The sequence below is a fragment of the Polaribacter sp. 2305UL8-11 genome (assembly GCF_058147165.1).
This window is the reverse complement of sequence record NZ_JBYVJW010000014.1, coordinates 65,198-81,539: the sequence shown is the minus strand read 5'-3', so window position 1 is coordinate 81,539 and position 16,342 is coordinate 65,198. Positions and strand designations below refer to the sequence as shown.

Below are 16,342 nucleotides of genomic sequence, written 5' to 3'. Positions count from 1 at the left end.
ATCATAATGGAAAACAATAAAATAGCTGTTGGTTTAGATATTGGTACTACCAAAATTGTGGCAATGATTGGTCGTAAAAACGAATACGATAAAATTGAGGTTGTTGGTATTGGAAAAGCAAAAAGTTTAGGCGTAAAACGTGGTGTTGTAAGTAATATTACACAAACCATCCAATCTATTCAACAAGCAGTAGATGAAGCAGAAAGTATTTCTGGTATTAAAATAGAAGAAGTTGTGGTTGGTATTGCTGGTCAGCATATTCGTAGTTTACATCACTCAGATTACATTACCAGAAATAATGCAGATGAAGTTATAGAAGATGCAGATATAGATGATTTGGTAAACCAAGTACACAAGTTGGTTATGTTGCCTGGAGAAGAAATTATACATGTTTTACCACAAGAATTTAAAGTAGATTCTCAAGCTGACATCAAAGAACCAATTGGCATGTATGGAGGTCGTTTAGAAGCAAATTTTCATGTAGTTGTTGGGCAAGTTTCATCCATCAGAAATATTGGGAGATGTGTAAAAAGTGCAGGTTTAGGGTTAAATGAAATTACCTTAGAACCTCTTGCATCTGCATCTGCAGTATTAAGCCAAGAAGAAAAAGAAGCTGGTGTTGCATTGATTGATATTGGTGGTGGTACAACAGATTTAGCTATTTTTAAAGACGGAATTATAAGACATACAGCTGTAATTCCTTTTGGAGGAAACGTAATTACGGATGATATAAAAGAAGGCTGTTCAATCATCGAAAAACAAGCAGAATTGCTAAAAATCAAGTTTGGTTCTGCATGGCCAGGAGAAAACAAAGAAACAGAAATCGTTTCTATTCCTGGTTTAAGAGGAAGAGAGCCCAAAGAAATTACGCTAAAAAATTTATCAAAAATTATACATGCAAGAGTTCAAGAAATTATTGAACATGTGTACTTAGAAATAAAAAATTACGGACACGAAACTGCTAAAGGAAAATTAATTGCAGGAATAGTGTTAACAGGTGGAGGATCTCAATTAAAACATTTACGCCAATTAGTAGAATATATTACTGGTATGGATGCAAGAATCGGTTTTCCAAATGAGCATTTAGCAGGAGATTCTGATGAGACATTATCAAGTCCATCTTATGCAACAGCAGTTGGTTTGTTAATGGAAGGCTTAGAAAGAGCAAATCCTGTAGAGAAAATTGTAGAAGAAATAGAGGAAGAAGTTATTGTTGATGAAAATCAAGAAGAAGTTATAGACGAAACTCCTAAAGTAGAAGTTAAACAAAAACCAAAAAAGAAGTCGTTTTTTGAAAAATTTACAGAAGGGTTAAAAGATTTTTTAGATAATGCAGAGTAAAATTATTGAGTAGTAGGAAGTTGGGAGACTGAAGTTGTAAAATGTTCCCAAAACTTGCAAAAAAATAAAAGGGAAAGTAAAAAATTAGATAATAAAAACAATCAATAAAAAAAATAGAACGTTATTATGAGCGCAGAATTTGATAACATTTCATTTGATATGCCAAAAACACAATCCAATACTATAAAAGTAATTGGAGTTGGTGGTGGAGGTAGCAACGCAGTAAATCACATGTTTACACAACATATTAAAGGTGTAGATTTTGTTATTTGCAATACAGATGCACAGGCTTTAGAAAATAGCCCAATTCCTAATAAAATTCAGTTAGGTGCAAACCTTACTTCTGGTTTAGGAGCAGGAGCAAACCCAGAAATTGGAGCACAAGCAGCTAAAGAAAGTATGCAAGAAATCCAGCAAATGTTAAATACCCAAACCAAAATGGTATTTATTACAGCTGGTATGGGTGGAGGAACTGGAACAGGAGCAGCACCAATTATTGCAAAAATTGCAAAAGATATGGACATTTTAACTGTAGGTATTGTTACAATGCCTTTTCAGTTTGAAGGTAGAATGCGCTCAAAACAAGCTCAATTAGGAATCGATCAACTGCGCCAAAATGTAGATTCTTTAATTGTGATTAATAATAATAAATTACGTGAAGTTTACGGAAATCTTGGTTTTAAAGCTGGTTTTTCTAAGGCAGATGAGGTGTTGTCTACAGCATCAAAAGGGATTGCAGAAGTAATTACACACCATTACAAGCAAAATATTGACTTGCATGATGCAAAAACAGTACTTTCTAATAGCGGAACTGCAATTATGGGATCTGCAAAAGAAGAAGGAAATGACCGTGCAAAAAATGCGATTGTAAAAGCCTTAGACTCTCCTTTATTAAATGACAACAAAATTACAGGAGCTAAAAATGTATTGTTGTTAATTGTATCTGGAACTAATGAAGTTACCTTGGATGAAATAGGAGAAATTAATGACTACATTCAAGATGAAGCTGGTTATGATGCCAACATAATTATGGGTATTGGAGAAGATGAAGAATTAGGAGATGCAATTTCTGTAACTATTGTAGCTACTGGTTTTGCAGCAGATCAACAAAGTACTATTACCAATACAGAGGTTAAAAAAATTGTGCATACTTTAGAAGATGAACAAAAAGCGACGTATAATTTTGAAGAGAAAACAATAACAAAATCGCCAACGTTAAACGAGCCTATTTCTAATAAATCAGACCAAAAAATAGTACATGTTTTAGAGGATGAAGTTGAAGAGGTAAAGCCTAAAGTAAATATTACAAAAACAACAAATGAAGTTGAAAATATGTCTGTGGTTTTTGATGAAGTTGCCATTGAAGATGTTACTGAGGATGATTTTGTAATTACAGATATGACTCCTGAAAAGGAAGAAATAGTGATTGAAGAACCACAACAACTACAAGCAGATTTATTGTTTGATTTGCCATTAAATTCTTATACAGAAGTAAAAGCAAATGAAGAAGTTAATCATCGTTTACAAGAAGAGAAAACTGTAAATATTAATGAAATTGAAGTTTACGGAGCAGAAGAAATTGTTTTTGAGAAAAAAGAAGTAGAAAAACGTTACGTTTTAGAAGATTTTGATGCAAAACCAACTATTGGAAAAAGTTCTCTTATTACAGAACAAAAACAAGTTGAGGAAGAAGAAATTCAATTTGAGTTAAAAACAAAAACTCCACAAGCAGCAATTAATGAAATTGAAACAAAAAGCGAAGAAGTTTCTCCTTTAGATTTAACCATTACTGAGTTACAAAAAAGAGCAGAAGAACGTCGTAAAAAAATGAAAGGGTTCAATTACAAGTTTAATGATCAGATGAATAAAAACATCGATGAAATTGAGCGTCAACCTGCTTATAAAAGATTAGGTGTAGATTTAGATACCAATGCTGCTATTAGTAAAGCAAAAACATCAATTAAAAAAGAGAATGATGATTTAGGTTTAAAATCGAACAATTCTTTTTTACATGACAATGTAGATTAGTGAAACTCTATTTTTTATAATTGCAAAACAATTAATTAAAAATAGTAAGTTGAACTAATTCCGTTTTTTTGCGGAATCTTTAAATTCAGTTTTTCTAATTTTATTTGGTTATATAATTTTTTTAAAAAAGTAACTTAAAACCACATCAATTCTGATGTGGTTTTTTTATAAAAATTATTTTTTTTTAAATTTTTTTCTCAATTGTCGTAAACCATCAATGCTGAAAACTGTTGGTTTTTAAAGGTTTTCTATAATTTTATTTTGTAACATTTTTGTTTTGAGTACGTCTTACCTGTATAATCAACAAAACTAAACATTATGAAATATTTACAAACAGTATCAGTAAAAGAAAGAGGAATTTTAACTTCAAGTTATAAACAAGAAATTAAAAATCAATCAAGAATAGAGAAGTCTAAATCTTTATCTCAGGTTAAATCGATGATATTAAATCAAAGTAATTTAGAGAGTCAAACAGGAACAATATTAAAAGTATCGTTTTTTATGTTAGCCATCATTTTTATGGTATCGTAGAAGGGGTAAAATAATAAAGAGCCAAATGCTGGGGGGTTTAGCTATTTAGCTCTTTAAATCAAATAATTAAAAGACAAGTTTTTACTTAATGGTTCTTAGAAACTATATTTTAATCCGAAGAAACCACTAATTATATATTTCTTTTTAGAGTTATGTAGTACTTGCAAATCTTTTCTATGAGTTATTTGTTGTGTGCAAATCAGTTTTAAGTTATTGTTTATTTTAAAATTTAACTCTCCACTTAAACTAAAGCTGTTAAAACCCTCTTTTTGCCTATAAATTTTTCCGAAATCTGCGTAAGCACCAGCTCCAAATTTCCCGAAAATTTTCTTAATAACATATCCAAACCCTAAAGCATATCTTTGATAGTTTTTAACTACCAAATCTGCATATTCTACAGATAAATAAGTAGATAAATACGTTTTATTTAATTCTAGAACAGGTACTTCTATTTTTGATAAAAGATTAATGGTTAAAGGATCATTTCCTTTTTTATCTCCTAATAAAAACAATCTTAAATCTTGTTGTAAAGAGATTTCTATGTTTTGTTGAGCGCTCAAAGAGAAGGCAAATAAAAAGCAGAAAATAATGCATATTGTTTTCATAATTGGGGGAGATTTATAAAGTAATTTAGAGAGTTAAGTAACGTAACATTCTTATAAGTGTTACGATAAATGTATTAATATACATTCGCATCTAAAGAAGAATAAAGTTCTTAGTAAGTTGTCAGTTTGGTATTAAAAACACCCTATAATTTAAGTTGTTATTATAAAGAATAGGATGTTTTCTCCCCTTAAATTTTAATATCGAAAATTTATTTTATTTTCATTTTTCCAGTCCAGCTTATTCCTCCTAAAGTAGAGGTGTAAAAAACTTTACCACGTTTTATTTTATTAATTTTCATTTTTAATTTAGAGCCCATTCTAAATGGAAAATTAGGAAGATTAGATTTTTGTAAAGTCATAATACATTCATCCTCAGAAATCCATTTGATGTTAGACTTAATAAAATATTTTTTATTATTAAAGTATTCTATATGTTCGTTTTCTTTATAGATAACTAAAACATCATCACCTTTATATTTGTAAGTATAGTGTGTTTCTTTTAATAAAGGAACCACTTTATAATTAGTGTTGTTATAAGTAGAACGATTATTATTAACCATTGCTACATCTTGTGCTTTAATTGTAAATGTTACAATTGATAATACTGAAAATAGGAGGAATTTTTTCATAATAGTGTTTTTTAGTTCTGTAGACAATTCTACACTACAAATGTATTTACGATCATAAGTTTTTACAATAGGCATATTTCTTATTTTACATAAAAAAACATAAAAACTAATCTTATTTAAAACTAATAAGAAAGGCTTTTTTGAGTTAAGTATTTATAAATCAGATATTTATATTTTGTTTTGTAAGGTTTTAGTATTTGATTATAGATTTTGCTGCTATTTGTAGAAAAAGCGTTTTAATAGATAAAACTTATAGTTTTTGTAGAAATTACTATAAATTATTTTAAAAAAGTGATTCTATTTATGTTAAGGGAAATAGGTTTTTCTATAAAAAAAGTCCCACAGTTTTTACTGTGAGACTATAATGTAAAAAATTAAATAAATTATTAATTAACTCAAAGCTTCTTTTATTCTTTTAACAGCTTCACGTATTTGCAACTCAGAAGCAGCATAAGATAATCGAATACAATTTGGTGTTCCAAAAGCATCTCCAGTTACAGTAGCAACATTTGCATGTTCTAAAATGAATAAAGAAAAATCGTTTGCGTTTTCAATTTTTGTTCCTTTAATGGTTTTACCAAAAAAGCTAGAAATATCAGGAAAAACGTAAAAAGCACCTTCAGGTACGTTTACTTTAAAGCCGTCTATTTCTCTTAACAAACCAATAATGATATCTCTACGAGTTTTAAATTCGTCTACCATATATTTAATTTTAGAAACTGGTGCTAAAACTGCAGTAATTGCAGCTCTTTGTGCAATACAATTGGTACCAGAAGTAATCTGTCCCTGCATTTTTGTACACGCTTTTGCAATCCATTCTGGAGCACCAATATAACCAATTCTCCAACCTGTCATTGCAAATGCTTTTGCCAAGCCATTAACAGTAATAGTTCTATTATACATGCTTTTTATAGCAGCAAAACTAAAAGGTTTTGTATCGTAGTTGATGTGTTCATAAATCTCATCAGATAATACATAAATCTGAGGATGTTTTTCTAAAACTGCAGCCAATGCTCTATATTCTGCTTCGCTATAAATCGTTCCACTAGGATTGTTTGGCGAGTTAAAGAAAATCATTTTAGTTTTTGGAGTAATTGCAGCCTCTAATTGTGCAGGAGTAATTTTAAAATCATTCTTTATAGACGAAGGAATTTCTACATATTTTGCTTCGCATAAAGTTGCAATTGCAGAATAACTTACCCAATAAGGAGCAGGTAATAAAACTTCATCTTCAGGATTTAAAAGTACTTGTGCAACGTTTGCAATAGATTGTTTTGCTCCTGTAGAAACTACAATTTGACTTGGTTTATAATCTAAATCGTTATCACGTTTAAATTTTACACAAATGGCTTCTTTTAATTCTAAATAACCATCAACAGGTGTGTAAGAATTGTAATCTTGATTGATGGCTTCTATAGCAGCGTCTTTAATAAAATCTGGTGTATTAAAGTCAGGCTCACCTAAACTTAAACCTATAATATCTTTTCCTTCTGCTCTTAATTCTCTTGCTTTAGCAGCCATTGCCAAAGTTTGTGATGTTGGTAGGCTGTTAATTCTGTCCGATAATGGATGTGTCATTTTTACTGTTAGTTGTGTGTTGTTTGCTTATACTAATTCAGGTTTTTTTCCTAAAACACCTAAGTGTCTAAAATGCTCTATAATAGCTTTTCTAGTTGTTTTGTATTCATTATAAGGCAAATTAAATTCTTTAGCGGTTTCTTTTACAATTTTAGCTAATTTACCATAATGTACGTGAGAAATATGTGGAAAAATATGATGTTCAACTTGGTGATTTAATCCTCCTGTATAGAAATTTACCAACCAGTTACTAGGTGCAAAGTTAGAGGTTGTATATAATTGATGGACTGCCCAAGTGTGTTCTAAATTTCCGTCTTTATCTGGAATAGGCATTTCTGTATTGGGTACAATGTGTGCCAACTGAAAAACCAGACTTAAAATCATACCAGCTGTGTAATGCATAACAAAAAAACCAATCAAAACTTTCCACCATGCAATATCTAAAACTAATATGGGTAAAACAATCCAAAGAGAGTAGTATGCAATTTTAGAAATAACTAGTTTTGTCCATTCTGTAGCAGGGTTTGGAAATTTACCATAAGACAATTTACGCTTTAAATATCTATGCATTTGTTTAATGTCTGTAGTTATTGCCCAGTTTATAGTTAATAATCCATACAAGAAAATAGAATAATATTTTTGAATTTTATGAATCTTTAACCATTTAGAATGTAATGAAAAACGAATGATTCTTCCTGCATCAATATCTTCATCATGATCTTTTACGTTGGTAAAAGTATGGTGTAACACATTGTGTTGTACTTTCCAGTTATATACATTTCCTGCCAAAATGTAAATACTGCTTCCCATTAATTTATTTACCCATTTTCTTTTAGAAAACGATTCATGATTTGCATCATGCATCACATTCATACCTACACCAGCCATTCCAATTCCTGTAATTACCATTAATAATACCATGGTCCATTGTGGCATAGAAACTGTTAAAACCAAGATAAAAGGCACTAAAAACAAAGAAAACATCAATACAGCTTTTGTATATAATTTCCAGTTTCCTGTCCTTTTAAGATTGTTTTCTTTAAAGTAAGTATTTACTCTTTTGTTTAAAGTTCTAAAAAACTTTGCTTTGTCAACTCTTGAAAAATTTAATGCTTTCATCTATTATTTTAATAATACTATGCAAAAATATGCTTTTTGAAATAGGTTTATATGATAAACGTCAGTTTTTGTTACTAATTGTTTAATTACAATAACTATTTTTGCAGTTCAAAAAATACCTATTAATGCAAATTATACACAAATATTTTAAAAATTTATCAGAAACGCAAACTGCACAATTTGCTAAGTTACAAGAGTTGTACCAAAATTGGAATTTAAAAATTAACGTAGTTTCTAGAAAAGATATTGATGAGTTGTATTTGCGTCACGTTTTACATTCTTTAGGAATTGCTAAGGTAATGCAGTTTAAACCTGGGGCAAAAGTAATGGATGTTGGTACAGGAGGAGGTTTCCCAGGAATTCCTCTAGCTATTTTATTTCCAGAAACACAATTCCATTTGGTAGATTCTATTGGTAAAAAAATAAAAGTGGTTAATGAAGTTGTGGCTGGTTTGGGTTTAGAAAATGTAAAAACAACTCATGGTAGAGTAGAAGAAGTTAAAGATACTTACGATTTTATTGTAAGTAGAGCTGTTGCCCAAATGGAAACTTTTGTACGATGGAATAAAGGTAAAATTGCTAAAAAACAAAACCACGACTTAAAAAACGGTATTTTGTATTTAAAAGGAGGCGATTTAACTGAAGAATTAAAATTATATACTTCTGCAACCATATATGATTTGCCTAATTATTTTGATGAACCATTTTTTGATACTAAAAAAGTGGTGCATTTAGGTATGAAGTATAAAGGGTAATTGTCTAGATTTTATCAGAAATATATAAGTCAACTTTTTTTAAAACGTTAATCTTTAATGTAAAAGCGTCAATTTTTAATGGTATTCTTTTTTAGGTTTGTAAAAACAAAAAAAACATTTATTATGAATTTAAAAAGAACATTTGGAGCAGTATTAACAACATTAGGAATTGCAGGATTAATTTTTACAGGTTACAACGTGCTTCAAGGTGGTGGTGCAATTACACAAATGCTTGTTTTTGGTATCTTAGGTTTTATCTTTTTTGTTTACGGAATTAGTTTGGTAAGAACAACTAAAGATGAGGCTTAGTAATAGCATTTAGAAAATATTTATATAATTTAAAAACAGAAATCTCTTTTGAGACTACTGTTTTTTTATTTTTACTAACTCAAGACAGTTATGATATTGTTATAATGACTTATAATCTGAGTTGAAGAAGCTATATATTTTTAACCAGAATATAAAAAAAATTTCTAATTTTCCTCAAACAAAACAACCATAGAAGTTTTAGGAATATTCAAACTCCCAGAAACACTTTCTTTCCCCTCAAAATCAAAAGAATCTGATAAAACTGCAACTTTCCAGTGTTGGTCTAAATTATAGTTTACAGTTTTATTTTGTGCATTAAAAATCACTAAAATAGTTTTCCAAGAATCGTTGTTTGCACTGTTTTTTAGTTGATAAGAAACCAATCCATTTTTCGTTATTTTAAATTCTAAATTTTCTCGTACTTCTTCTGCTGTTGGCATTCTAAAAGCTGGATGCTCTTTTCGTAAACGAATTAAATTTTTGTAATACTTTAGAACATCTGCATGTTGCACTTTTAAGTTCCAATCAATTTGATTTACAGCATCTGGAGATTTATAAGAATTATGATCTCCATTTTTAGTACGCATCATTTCTGAACCTGCATGTAAAAAAGGCGTTCCTTGAGACGTTAAAACAATGGCAGTTGCCAATTTATGCATGGCTTTTATTTCTTGTTCAGTAGCATTTGGTTGAGAGATTTTTAGTTTATCAAACAAGGTATGATTATCATGACAAGAAACATAATTGATAGCTTGCCAAGGTTGGTTTGCCCAAGGTTTGTCAAAATAATTTACTGTTTTATAATCAATTTGAGGATGATTTATGGAGCCTACAATTCCGAATTTTATAGATTCCTCAGTATTTTTTGCACCACTTACAAAACCTGTGCTTTTGTCATCAAAAACAGAGCCTTTAATGCCATCTCTCAAATCATCAGAAAAAGCTGCAATTTGTGGCATTTGGTTGGTGTGTTTTTTTAAAGCTCGTTTTTCTTCTGGAAGAGGAGAATCACCTGCAGTCCAACCTTCGCCATAAATTAAAGCGCTTTTGTTTATTTTTTTAATTTCTGAAGCAATTAAATTCATGGTTTCAATATCATGAATGCCCATTAAATCAAATCGAAAACCATCTAAATGATATTCCTTTGCCCAATATTTAACAGATTCAAGCATAAACTTTTGCATCATTTTGCGTTCTGAAGCAGTTTCATTTCCACAAGCAGCAGCATCAGAAAAAGAACCATCTTTGTTAAATCTGTAAAAATAATTTGGGTTTTCTAAGTTAAAATTAGAAGTTTCTGTTCTTCCTGTATGGTTGTAAACTACATCTAAAATAACGCCAATATTAGCATCGTGAAATGCTTTTACCATCGTTTTGAATTCTTTGATTCTAATTGAAGCATCAAAAGGATTTGTGGCAAAAGAACCTTCTGGAACATTGTAATTCTGGGGGTCATAACCCCAATTGAATTGTGGTTTTTCTAAACTGGTTTCATCAATCGAATAATGATCGAAAGTAGGTAACAAATGTACATGTGTAATGCCTAATTCTTTGATATGGTCAATAGCAGTTGCCACGTTTTTGTTGCTTTTTGTCCCTTTTTCAATCAAGCCTAAATACTTACCTGCAAAAGTGGAATTGGCTTCTTTTTGAATGGTAATATCTCTAATATGTAACTCGTAAATGATGGCGTTATTTGGTGATTTTAAATTTACAAAATTGTCATTTTCCCAGTTTGTAGGATTTGTGGTCTCAAAATCTAAAACCATGGCTCTATTGCCATTTACACCAACAGCTTTTGCGTAAATACCTAGAGTTTCTGCCAACCATTTACCATCAATATAAATTTGATACGTATAATAAGTCCCATGTAAATCTTCTTTAATTGTTTTTGACCAAACACCATTTTCATCATCTTGCAAAGCATGAGTTTCAAAAGCATCAGAATTATTTCCTGTTTTGTAAAAATTGAGTTTTACAGCAGTCGCAGTTGGAGACCAGATTTTAAAAGTGGTGGCTTCTTTAGAATAGTCTATCCACAAATTTTTATTTGTTGTTGGATAATCATCAAAAGAAGAAAATGTTGTTGGTCTTTTGTTACAAGAGGTGATGAACATGGCTAAAAATAAAAAGTTAAAAACTTTCATACCCTTTTTTAATTTGACTGAAAACAGGAAGTTCTTCTTTTTTATTTAGATATACAAACTAAGTTTTAAAAAATAGAAGAGGATGTTGCTGTTGTAAATTTTTCTAAAAACAACATACCTTTGTAAGAATTGCCTTTTTCATTTAATTTAGGACTCCAAACTGTAATACAATATTTATTTGGATGGATAGCAACAATGCCTCCACCAACACCACTTTTTCCTGGTAAACCTACTCTAAAAGCAAACTCACCAGATTCATCATAAAAACCACAAGTTAACATTATTGCATTTATTCTTTTAGCTTGACTTTCTGTAAGTACTTTTTTCCCTGTTTCAGTAACAAAATTATCGTCTGTTAAATAAAGAAAAAGGTTAGAGAGTTCTTTACAACTCATTCCTAAAGCACAAGTATAAAAGTAGAAATCTAAAACTGTATCAACATTATTTTTAATGTTTTTGAATGATTTTAAAAAATTACAAAGAGCATAATTTCTAAAACCTGTATTTTTTTCTGATTGTGCTACCTTTTCTGAATAATTTAAATTAGGATTATTAGAAATTTCTCTACAAAAAGTAAGAAAATCTTTTTTAGGATTTTTTAAATGAGAAATTAACACATCGCAAACTACTATTGCACCTGCATTTATAAAAGGGTTTCTAGGTTTACCTTTATCTGCATCTAATTGTTGTAAAGAGTTAAAAGGATTTCCAGAAGGTTCTACATCTACTCTTTCCCATAATTTTTCGCCTTCTAATTGATAGGCTAGTGTTAGGGTTAAAATTTTAGAAATACTTTGGATGGAGAATTTTTCTTCGAAATTACCTATACCAAAACTTTTTTTGTCAATGGTATTTAAACACACACCAAAATTATTGGCAGCTACATTGCGTAACTCTGGAATATAGTTGGCAACTTTACCAAAATCTTTAACTTTTTTCACATCAGCATAAATTTTGGTAATTATTTCTTGATACTCTTTTATTTCCATGTGGTATACTTTAAAAGCTAAGTTAAGGTTTCAGGAATTAAAAAAGGAACTACATTTCTGTAATTCCTTTTTTCATATTAAATATCTATTTCAGCCACCTTTAAAATCTTTATAAATTCTAAATGGGGGTTATCTAGCCATTTGTTATTATGATAACAAGCATTATATAAATTTAATCTTTCAATATTATCTATCTTAAGTATTTCATATTCTATAATAACATTATATTTAAAATAGTATGTAGCTTTAGTAGAAGTACTGAAGATTCTTGCATCTTTTGATAAACTAGAATCAACAAACTTAAAGTCTTCGTTTAATAATCTATATAGATCTCCGTTTGAAGTTTCTACAATATAAGTGCATCCAGAACCTATAAACCCAGAATCATTATAATTGTATATCGTTGCTTTTACTCCTGATAATTCTAGTTTAGAATTATCATCATTACAACTAATCGATATAAGAGTTATTAAAATTAAGATACTTTTTTTCATTTTAAATATTTTATAAGCTAAATATAGGTTTTTTTTTTAGAAAAAAAATATTGTTAAGGTTTTCATAAACTTATTAAATAAAAGGAACTACATTTCTGTAATTTCTTTCTTTATTATAAAATATCCTTAAATTTTCTTTAAGGATAAAATTTTGACATATTTAGGAAATTCTTCTAAAAACTCTTTGTTACGCCTATGATAACATTTATCATAAGGAGAAACAAAATCAGTATCGATAATTTCATACTCAATAGTAACATTTATACCTTCATAATTATTCTCTCTTTCTGAAAAATCTAAATCTTTCAAAAAAGGATCATTAGTGAGTGCTGTAAAAAAATCACCATTTATGGTCTCTATAACAATAGAACAACCAGAACCACCAAATCCTGGGTCAAAATAGTAATATATCGTAGCCTGATTTGGTAGTATGTCTTTTGTTTCTTTCTCATCACAATTAAAGAGCAATAAGAGAAATAATATGATTATTAGTCTATTCATAATTCTGAGATTTAATATGTTTTTTAAAAATACAAAAAAAAAGGAATTACATTGTTGTAATTCCTTATCAATATTTTAAGAATAAAATTTACTACACAATTTCCACAAACAAACCATCCTCAGTTTTAGAAACTTTAGCTACTTCTTTTTTAGTTAAACCTTTAATGGTTTTGTCCCATTTTTTATTTGATAAACCAGATTGAGTTTTTAAATCATTCAAATCTATTTTATCTGCTTTTGTGATAATTTCAAGCACTGCTTTTTCTTCATCATTCAATTCTATAGCTGGCGCTTTCTTTTCTGGACGCATTTGTGGGAAGAATAATACTTCTTGTATAGATTGATTATTAGTTAAAAACATAATTAATCTGTCCATTCCAATTCCCATTCCAGAGGTTGGAGGCATTCCATATTCTAATGCACGTAAAAAATCATGGTCTATAAATTCGGTAGCTTCATCATCGCCTTTTTGAGCTAATTTTAATTGATGTTCAAAACGCTCACGTTGGTCAATAGGGTCATTTAATTCAGAATAAGCATTGGCAATTTCTTTACCACAAACCATCAACTCAAAACGTTCTGTCAATTCTGGATTTGTTCTGTGTTCTTTACAAAGAGGACTCATTTCTTTAGGGTAATCTGTAATAAAAGTTGGCTGAATGTAATTTCCTTCACATTTCTCGCCAAAAATTTCATCAATTAACTTTCCTTTCCCCATAGTTTCGTCAACCTCGATGTTCATCGATTTTGCTGCAGCTCTAATTTCATCTTCAGTTTTATCATAAATATCAAAACCTGTAAATTCTAAAATAGAATCGCGCATCGAAATTCTTTTATATGGAGCCTTAAAATTGATTTTATGTTCGCCAAAAGTAGCTTCTGAAGTTCCGTTTACAGCAGTTGCACAATGTTCTAACAAACGCTCGCAGAAATCCATCATCCAATTGTAATCTTTATAAGAAACATAGATTTCCATGGCAGTAAATTCTGGATTGTGTGTTCTGTCCATTCCTTCATTTCTAAAGTTTTTAGAGAATTCATAAACTCCATCAAAACCACCAACAATTAATCTTTTTAGGTACAATTCGTTAGCAATTCTCATATACAATGGAATGTCTAAAGAATTATGATGTGTAATAAAAGGTCTTGCAGCTGCACCACCAGGAATAGGTTGTAAAACAGGTGTTTCTACTTCAAAATAACCAGCATCATTAAAAAAAGTACGCATTGCATTAAACAATTTTGTTCTTTTAATAAATACTTCTTTTACATGCGGATTTACCACTAAATCTGCGTAGCGTTGTCTGTAACGCATTTCTGGATCTGTAAAAGCATCGTAAGTAACACCATCTTTTACTTTTGGCATTGGTAAAGGTTTCAAAGCTTTAGAAAGCAATGTAAAATCTTTTACTTTTACGGTTTTCTCACCTACTTTTGTAGTGAATAATTCGCCTTCTATACCAACAAAATCTCCTAAATCTAGTAGTTTTTTAAAAACATCATTGTATTTAGATTTGTCTTCTCCAGGACAAATTTCATCACGATTAAAATACACTTGTATTCTACCTTCACCATCTTGTAATTGTGCAAAAGAAGCTTTTCCTTGAATATTTATAGCCATTAATCTTCCTGCAATAATTACCTTTTTGTTTTCAGAATAGTTTTGTTTTATTTCCTTTGAATTTGAATTGATTGGAAATAAATCTGCTGGATAGGGATTAATGCCTAAATTTCTTAATTTTGTCAGCTTTTCTCTACGTACAACTTCTTGTTCTGATAATTGCATTTTATACGGTATTATTGATGTTTTATAAAGATTGCAAAGATACAATCTTTAGATAAGTTGGCAATTGAAGATTTCAATAAAATAACAATAAAATATTGCAGAAATCATAAAACGTTGTATATTTGCACGCTACTTTTTGTTGAAGTAGCATTTAGTTGTGTTGTTTTGGCACTTTAGTAAAAGTGTCGTGGTTTTGTTAACCAATGGAAAGCTTCCCTTAAGTGGGACGCTTTTTTTTTTTGCTTTAATTTTTTTTTGAAGCTATTTCCAGCTTCTTGTGCAGAACTTGTTTCAGTATCTTACTCGCTTTTTTTATGCTGAATTTATTTCAGCATCTCAATTATTTAATAACATGTTTCAATATTACAAAAGATACAGAATTTATTTCAGCATAAAAAAGAGCTCAAACAAACCGTTCAATCTGAGCTAAACTTGTTTGTTAGCTTTTTGAAAAATAAACAACTCTCAACAAAATCTATGTTTTCTATGTGGTAAAAGTTTAAAAAAACTCACCTTTAAATTTCCAAAACTGAATTATAAACAATACAAAATAAACAGCAGCAATAGAAAACTTAATGGTTGCAGAAGCTAAAAAACCTAAAAAAGCTCCAAAAGAAGCTTTCAAAGCTCTATTTGTATCTTTACTATCATATAATAATTCTCCAATTAATGCACCAAAAAACGCACCTAACAACATACCAAAAGGAATAGGAGAGAGCAAACCAATAATTAATCCAATTGTGGTTCCATATACCCCATATTTAGTGCCTCCAAAACGTTTTGTACCCATTGCTGGTATAAAATAATCAAGAATCCAAATAAGTATTGCAATTCCTAAAGTAACTCCTAAAAAAGTCCAATCCATAGGTATTACATCTGTAAAATGTATAAGTAGTAAGCCTACCCAACTTGTTAATGGTCCAGGTAATACAGGCAAAAATGAGCCAATGATTCCGAGACAAACAAAAACAAAGCCAAGAAGTAATAAAAATATATCCATAATTATTTTAATAATTTAACTAGCGTAAAAGCCAGTATTAACAATAGTTTTATACTTTTTAGACGATTATATGAAACCATTGTTACAAATATTTTCAACTAAAAAATTAGTTTAAACTAATTTTTTAGTTATATTTGTTGTGTTAAACAAAAGATAAGTTAGAGTTATGAGTAAACAATTAACAAAAGCAGAAGAGCAAATTATGCAAGTTTTATGGGAGTTAGAAGAAGCTTCTGTAAAAGAAGTAATAGGCAAGCTGCCAGAACCAAAACCTGCATACAATACAGTTTCTACAATTATTAGAATTTTAGAAACCAAAAAATTTGTCAATCATAAAGCAATTGGGAGAGGGTTTATATATCGTCCAATAATAGATAAAGAAACCTACAGCAACCAAAGTTTACATAAATTAATGAACGGTTATTTTAATGGCTCTTTTAAAAGTATGGTATCTTTTTTTGTAAAAGAAAATAAAATGGATGTTGCAGAACTGGAATCTATACTAAAAGAAGTAAATAAGAAAAAGTAGG

16 protein-coding genes are annotated in these 16,342 nt (G+C 29.6%); 6 read left to right on the top strand and 10 right to left on the bottom strand.

Annotation, left to right across the window (positions count from 1 at the left end):
- The first annotated feature begins 6 nt into the window (after positions 1 to 6).
- The 3 genes from ftsA (at position 7) to ACY2RW_RS13150 (ending at position 3,900) form a co-directional block, all read left to right on the top strand.
- Complete coding sequence (ftsA, locus tag ACY2RW_RS13160) at positions 7 to 1,341, top strand: cell division protein FtsA (protein WP_490123194.1); 1,335 nt, start codon at positions 7 to 9, stop codon at positions 1,339 to 1,341.
- Between the two features lie 126 nt (positions 1,342 to 1,467).
- A complete protein-coding gene (gene ftsZ, locus ACY2RW_RS13155; protein ID WP_490123193.1) occupies positions 1,468 to 3,369 on the top strand; it encodes a cell division protein FtsZ in 1,902 nt (633 codons plus the stop codon).
- A gap of 318 nt (positions 3,370 to 3,687) precedes the next feature.
- The gene (locus ACY2RW_RS13150; RefSeq protein WP_490123192.1) at positions 3,688 to 3,900 is read left to right on the top strand and encodes a hypothetical protein; all 213 of its coding nucleotides are present in this window, start codon (positions 3,688 to 3,690) and stop codon (positions 3,898 to 3,900) included.
- Between the two features lie 95 nt (positions 3,901 to 3,995).
- On the opposite strand, the gene ACY2RW_RS13145 is transcribed toward ACY2RW_RS13150, so the two are convergent.
- From ACY2RW_RS13145 to ACY2RW_RS13130, 4 genes are all read right to left on the bottom strand, one after another.
- Positions 3,996 to 4,460, bottom strand: a complete 465-nt coding sequence (locus ACY2RW_RS13145; protein WP_490123191.1) for a hypothetical protein — start codon at positions 4,458 to 4,460, stop codon at positions 3,996 to 3,998.
- Positions 4,461 to 4,714: 254 nt separating this feature from the next.
- Entirely contained in the window at positions 4,715 to 5,209 is a 495-nt protein-coding gene (locus tag ACY2RW_RS13140; protein WP_490123190.1) for a hypothetical protein, read from the bottom strand.
- A 315-nt stretch (positions 5,210 to 5,524) separates the two neighbouring features.
- Positions 5,525 to 6,712: a pyridoxal phosphate-dependent aminotransferase gene (locus tag ACY2RW_RS13135; RefSeq protein WP_490123189.1), complete on the bottom strand. Its 1,188-nt coding sequence runs from the start codon at positions 6,710 to 6,712 to the stop codon at positions 5,525 to 5,527.
- Between the two features lie 27 nt (positions 6,713 to 6,739).
- Positions 6,740 to 7,831, bottom strand: a complete 1,092-nt coding sequence (locus ACY2RW_RS13130; protein WP_490123188.1) for a fatty acid desaturase family protein — start codon at positions 7,829 to 7,831, stop codon at positions 6,740 to 6,742.
- Between the two features lie 125 nt (positions 7,832 to 7,956).
- On the opposite strand from ACY2RW_RS13130, the gene rsmG reads away from it, so the two are divergent.
- Together rsmG and ACY2RW_RS13120 are read left to right on the top strand one after the other, a co-directional pair.
- A complete protein-coding gene (rsmG, locus tag ACY2RW_RS13125; RefSeq protein WP_490123187.1) occupies positions 7,957 to 8,586 on the top strand; it encodes a 16S rRNA (guanine(527)-N(7))-methyltransferase RsmG in 630 nt (209 codons plus the stop codon).
- Between the two features lie 123 nt (positions 8,587 to 8,709).
- Entirely contained in the window at positions 8,710 to 8,895 is a 186-nt protein-coding gene (locus ACY2RW_RS13120; RefSeq protein ID WP_490123186.1) for a hypothetical protein, read from the top strand.
- 164 nt (positions 8,896 to 9,059) lie between these two features.
- On the opposite strand, the gene pulA is transcribed toward ACY2RW_RS13120, so the two are convergent.
- The 6 genes from pulA to ACY2RW_RS13090 form a co-directional block, all read right to left on the bottom strand.
- The gene (gene pulA / locus ACY2RW_RS13115; protein ID WP_490123185.1) at positions 9,060 to 11,042 is read right to left on the bottom strand and encodes a type I pullulanase; all 1,983 of its coding nucleotides are present in this window, start codon (positions 11,040 to 11,042) and stop codon (positions 9,060 to 9,062) included.
- Positions 11,043 to 11,107: 65 nt separating this feature from the next.
- The gene (locus ACY2RW_RS13110; RefSeq protein WP_490123184.1) at positions 11,108 to 12,031 is read right to left on the bottom strand and encodes a glutaminase; all 924 of its coding nucleotides are present in this window, start codon (positions 12,029 to 12,031) and stop codon (positions 11,108 to 11,110) included.
- A gap of 77 nt (positions 12,032 to 12,108) precedes the next feature.
- Positions 12,109 to 12,525, bottom strand: a complete 417-nt coding sequence (locus ACY2RW_RS13105) for a hypothetical protein (RefSeq protein ID WP_490123183.1) — start codon at positions 12,523 to 12,525, stop codon at positions 12,109 to 12,111.
- 126 nt (positions 12,526 to 12,651) lie between these two features.
- Positions 12,652 to 13,026, bottom strand: coding sequence for a hypothetical protein (locus tag ACY2RW_RS13100; RefSeq protein ID WP_490123182.1), 375 nt, complete (start codon positions 13,024 to 13,026; stop codon positions 12,652 to 12,654).
- 91 nt (positions 13,027 to 13,117) lie between these two features.
- Positions 13,118 to 14,812, bottom strand: coding sequence for a lysine--tRNA ligase (gene lysS / locus ACY2RW_RS13095; RefSeq protein ID WP_490123181.1), 1,695 nt, complete (start codon positions 14,810 to 14,812; stop codon positions 13,118 to 13,120).
- Positions 14,813 to 15,311: 499 nt separating this feature from the next.
- A complete protein-coding gene (locus ACY2RW_RS13090; RefSeq protein WP_490123180.1) occupies positions 15,312 to 15,812 on the bottom strand; it encodes a DUF456 domain-containing protein in 501 nt (166 codons plus the stop codon).
- A gap of 166 nt (positions 15,813 to 15,978) precedes the next feature.
- Between ACY2RW_RS13090 and ACY2RW_RS13085 the strand changes: the two genes are divergently transcribed.
- Positions 15,979 to 16,341: a BlaI/MecI/CopY family transcriptional regulator gene (locus ACY2RW_RS13085; protein WP_490123179.1), complete on the top strand. Its 363-nt coding sequence runs from the start codon at positions 15,979 to 15,981 to the stop codon at positions 16,339 to 16,341.
- The last annotated feature ends 1 nt before the right edge of the window (position 16,342 follow it).

Excerpts from the sequence above, each read along its gene's own strand:
- ftsA (WP_490123194.1), top strand. The coding sequence starts at position 7 with ATGGAAAACAATAAAATAGCTGTTGGTTTAGATATTGGTACTACCAAA.
- ftsZ (WP_490123193.1), top strand. The coding sequence starts at position 1,468 with ATGAGCGCAGAATTTGATAACATTTCATTTGATATGCCAAAAACACAA.
- ACY2RW_RS13150 (WP_490123192.1), top strand. The coding sequence starts at position 3,688 with ATGAAATATTTACAAACAGTATCAGTAAAAGAAAGAGGAATTTTAACT.
- ACY2RW_RS13140 (WP_490123190.1), bottom strand. The coding sequence starts at position 5,209 with ATGCCTATTGTAAAAACTTATGATCGTAAATACATTTGTAGTGTAGAA.
- ACY2RW_RS13135 (WP_490123189.1), bottom strand. The coding sequence starts at position 6,712 with ATGACACATCCATTATCGGACAGAATTAACAGCCTACCAACATCACAA.
- ACY2RW_RS13130 (WP_490123188.1), bottom strand. The coding sequence starts at position 7,831 with ATGAAAGCATTAAATTTTTCAAGAGTTGACAAAGCAAAGTTTTTTAGA.
- rsmG (WP_490123187.1), top strand. The coding sequence starts at position 7,957 with ATGCAAATTATACACAAATATTTTAAAAATTTATCAGAAACGCAAACT.
- ACY2RW_RS13120 (WP_490123186.1), top strand. The coding sequence starts at position 8,710 with ATGAATTTAAAAAGAACATTTGGAGCAGTATTAACAACATTAGGAATT.
- pulA (WP_490123185.1), bottom strand. The coding sequence starts at position 11,042 with ATGAAAGTTTTTAACTTTTTATTTTTAGCCATGTTCATCACCTCTTGT.
- ACY2RW_RS13110 (WP_490123184.1), bottom strand. The coding sequence starts at position 12,031 with ATGGAAATAAAAGAGTATCAAGAAATAATTACCAAAATTTATGCTGAT.
- ACY2RW_RS13105 (WP_490123183.1), bottom strand. The coding sequence starts at position 12,525 with ATGAAAAAAAGTATCTTAATTTTAATAACTCTTATATCGATTAGTTGT.
- ACY2RW_RS13100 (WP_490123182.1), bottom strand. The coding sequence starts at position 13,026 with ATGAATAGACTAATAATCATATTATTTCTCTTATTGCTCTTTAATTGT.
- lysS (WP_490123181.1), bottom strand. The coding sequence starts at position 14,812 with ATGCAATTATCAGAACAAGAAGTTGTACGTAGAGAAAAGCTGACAAAA.
- ACY2RW_RS13090 (WP_490123180.1), bottom strand. The coding sequence starts at position 15,812 with ATGGATATATTTTTATTACTTCTTGGCTTTGTTTTTGTTTGTCTCGGA.
- ACY2RW_RS13085 (WP_490123179.1), top strand. The coding sequence starts at position 15,979 with ATGAGTAAACAATTAACAAAAGCAGAAGAGCAAATTATGCAAGTTTTA.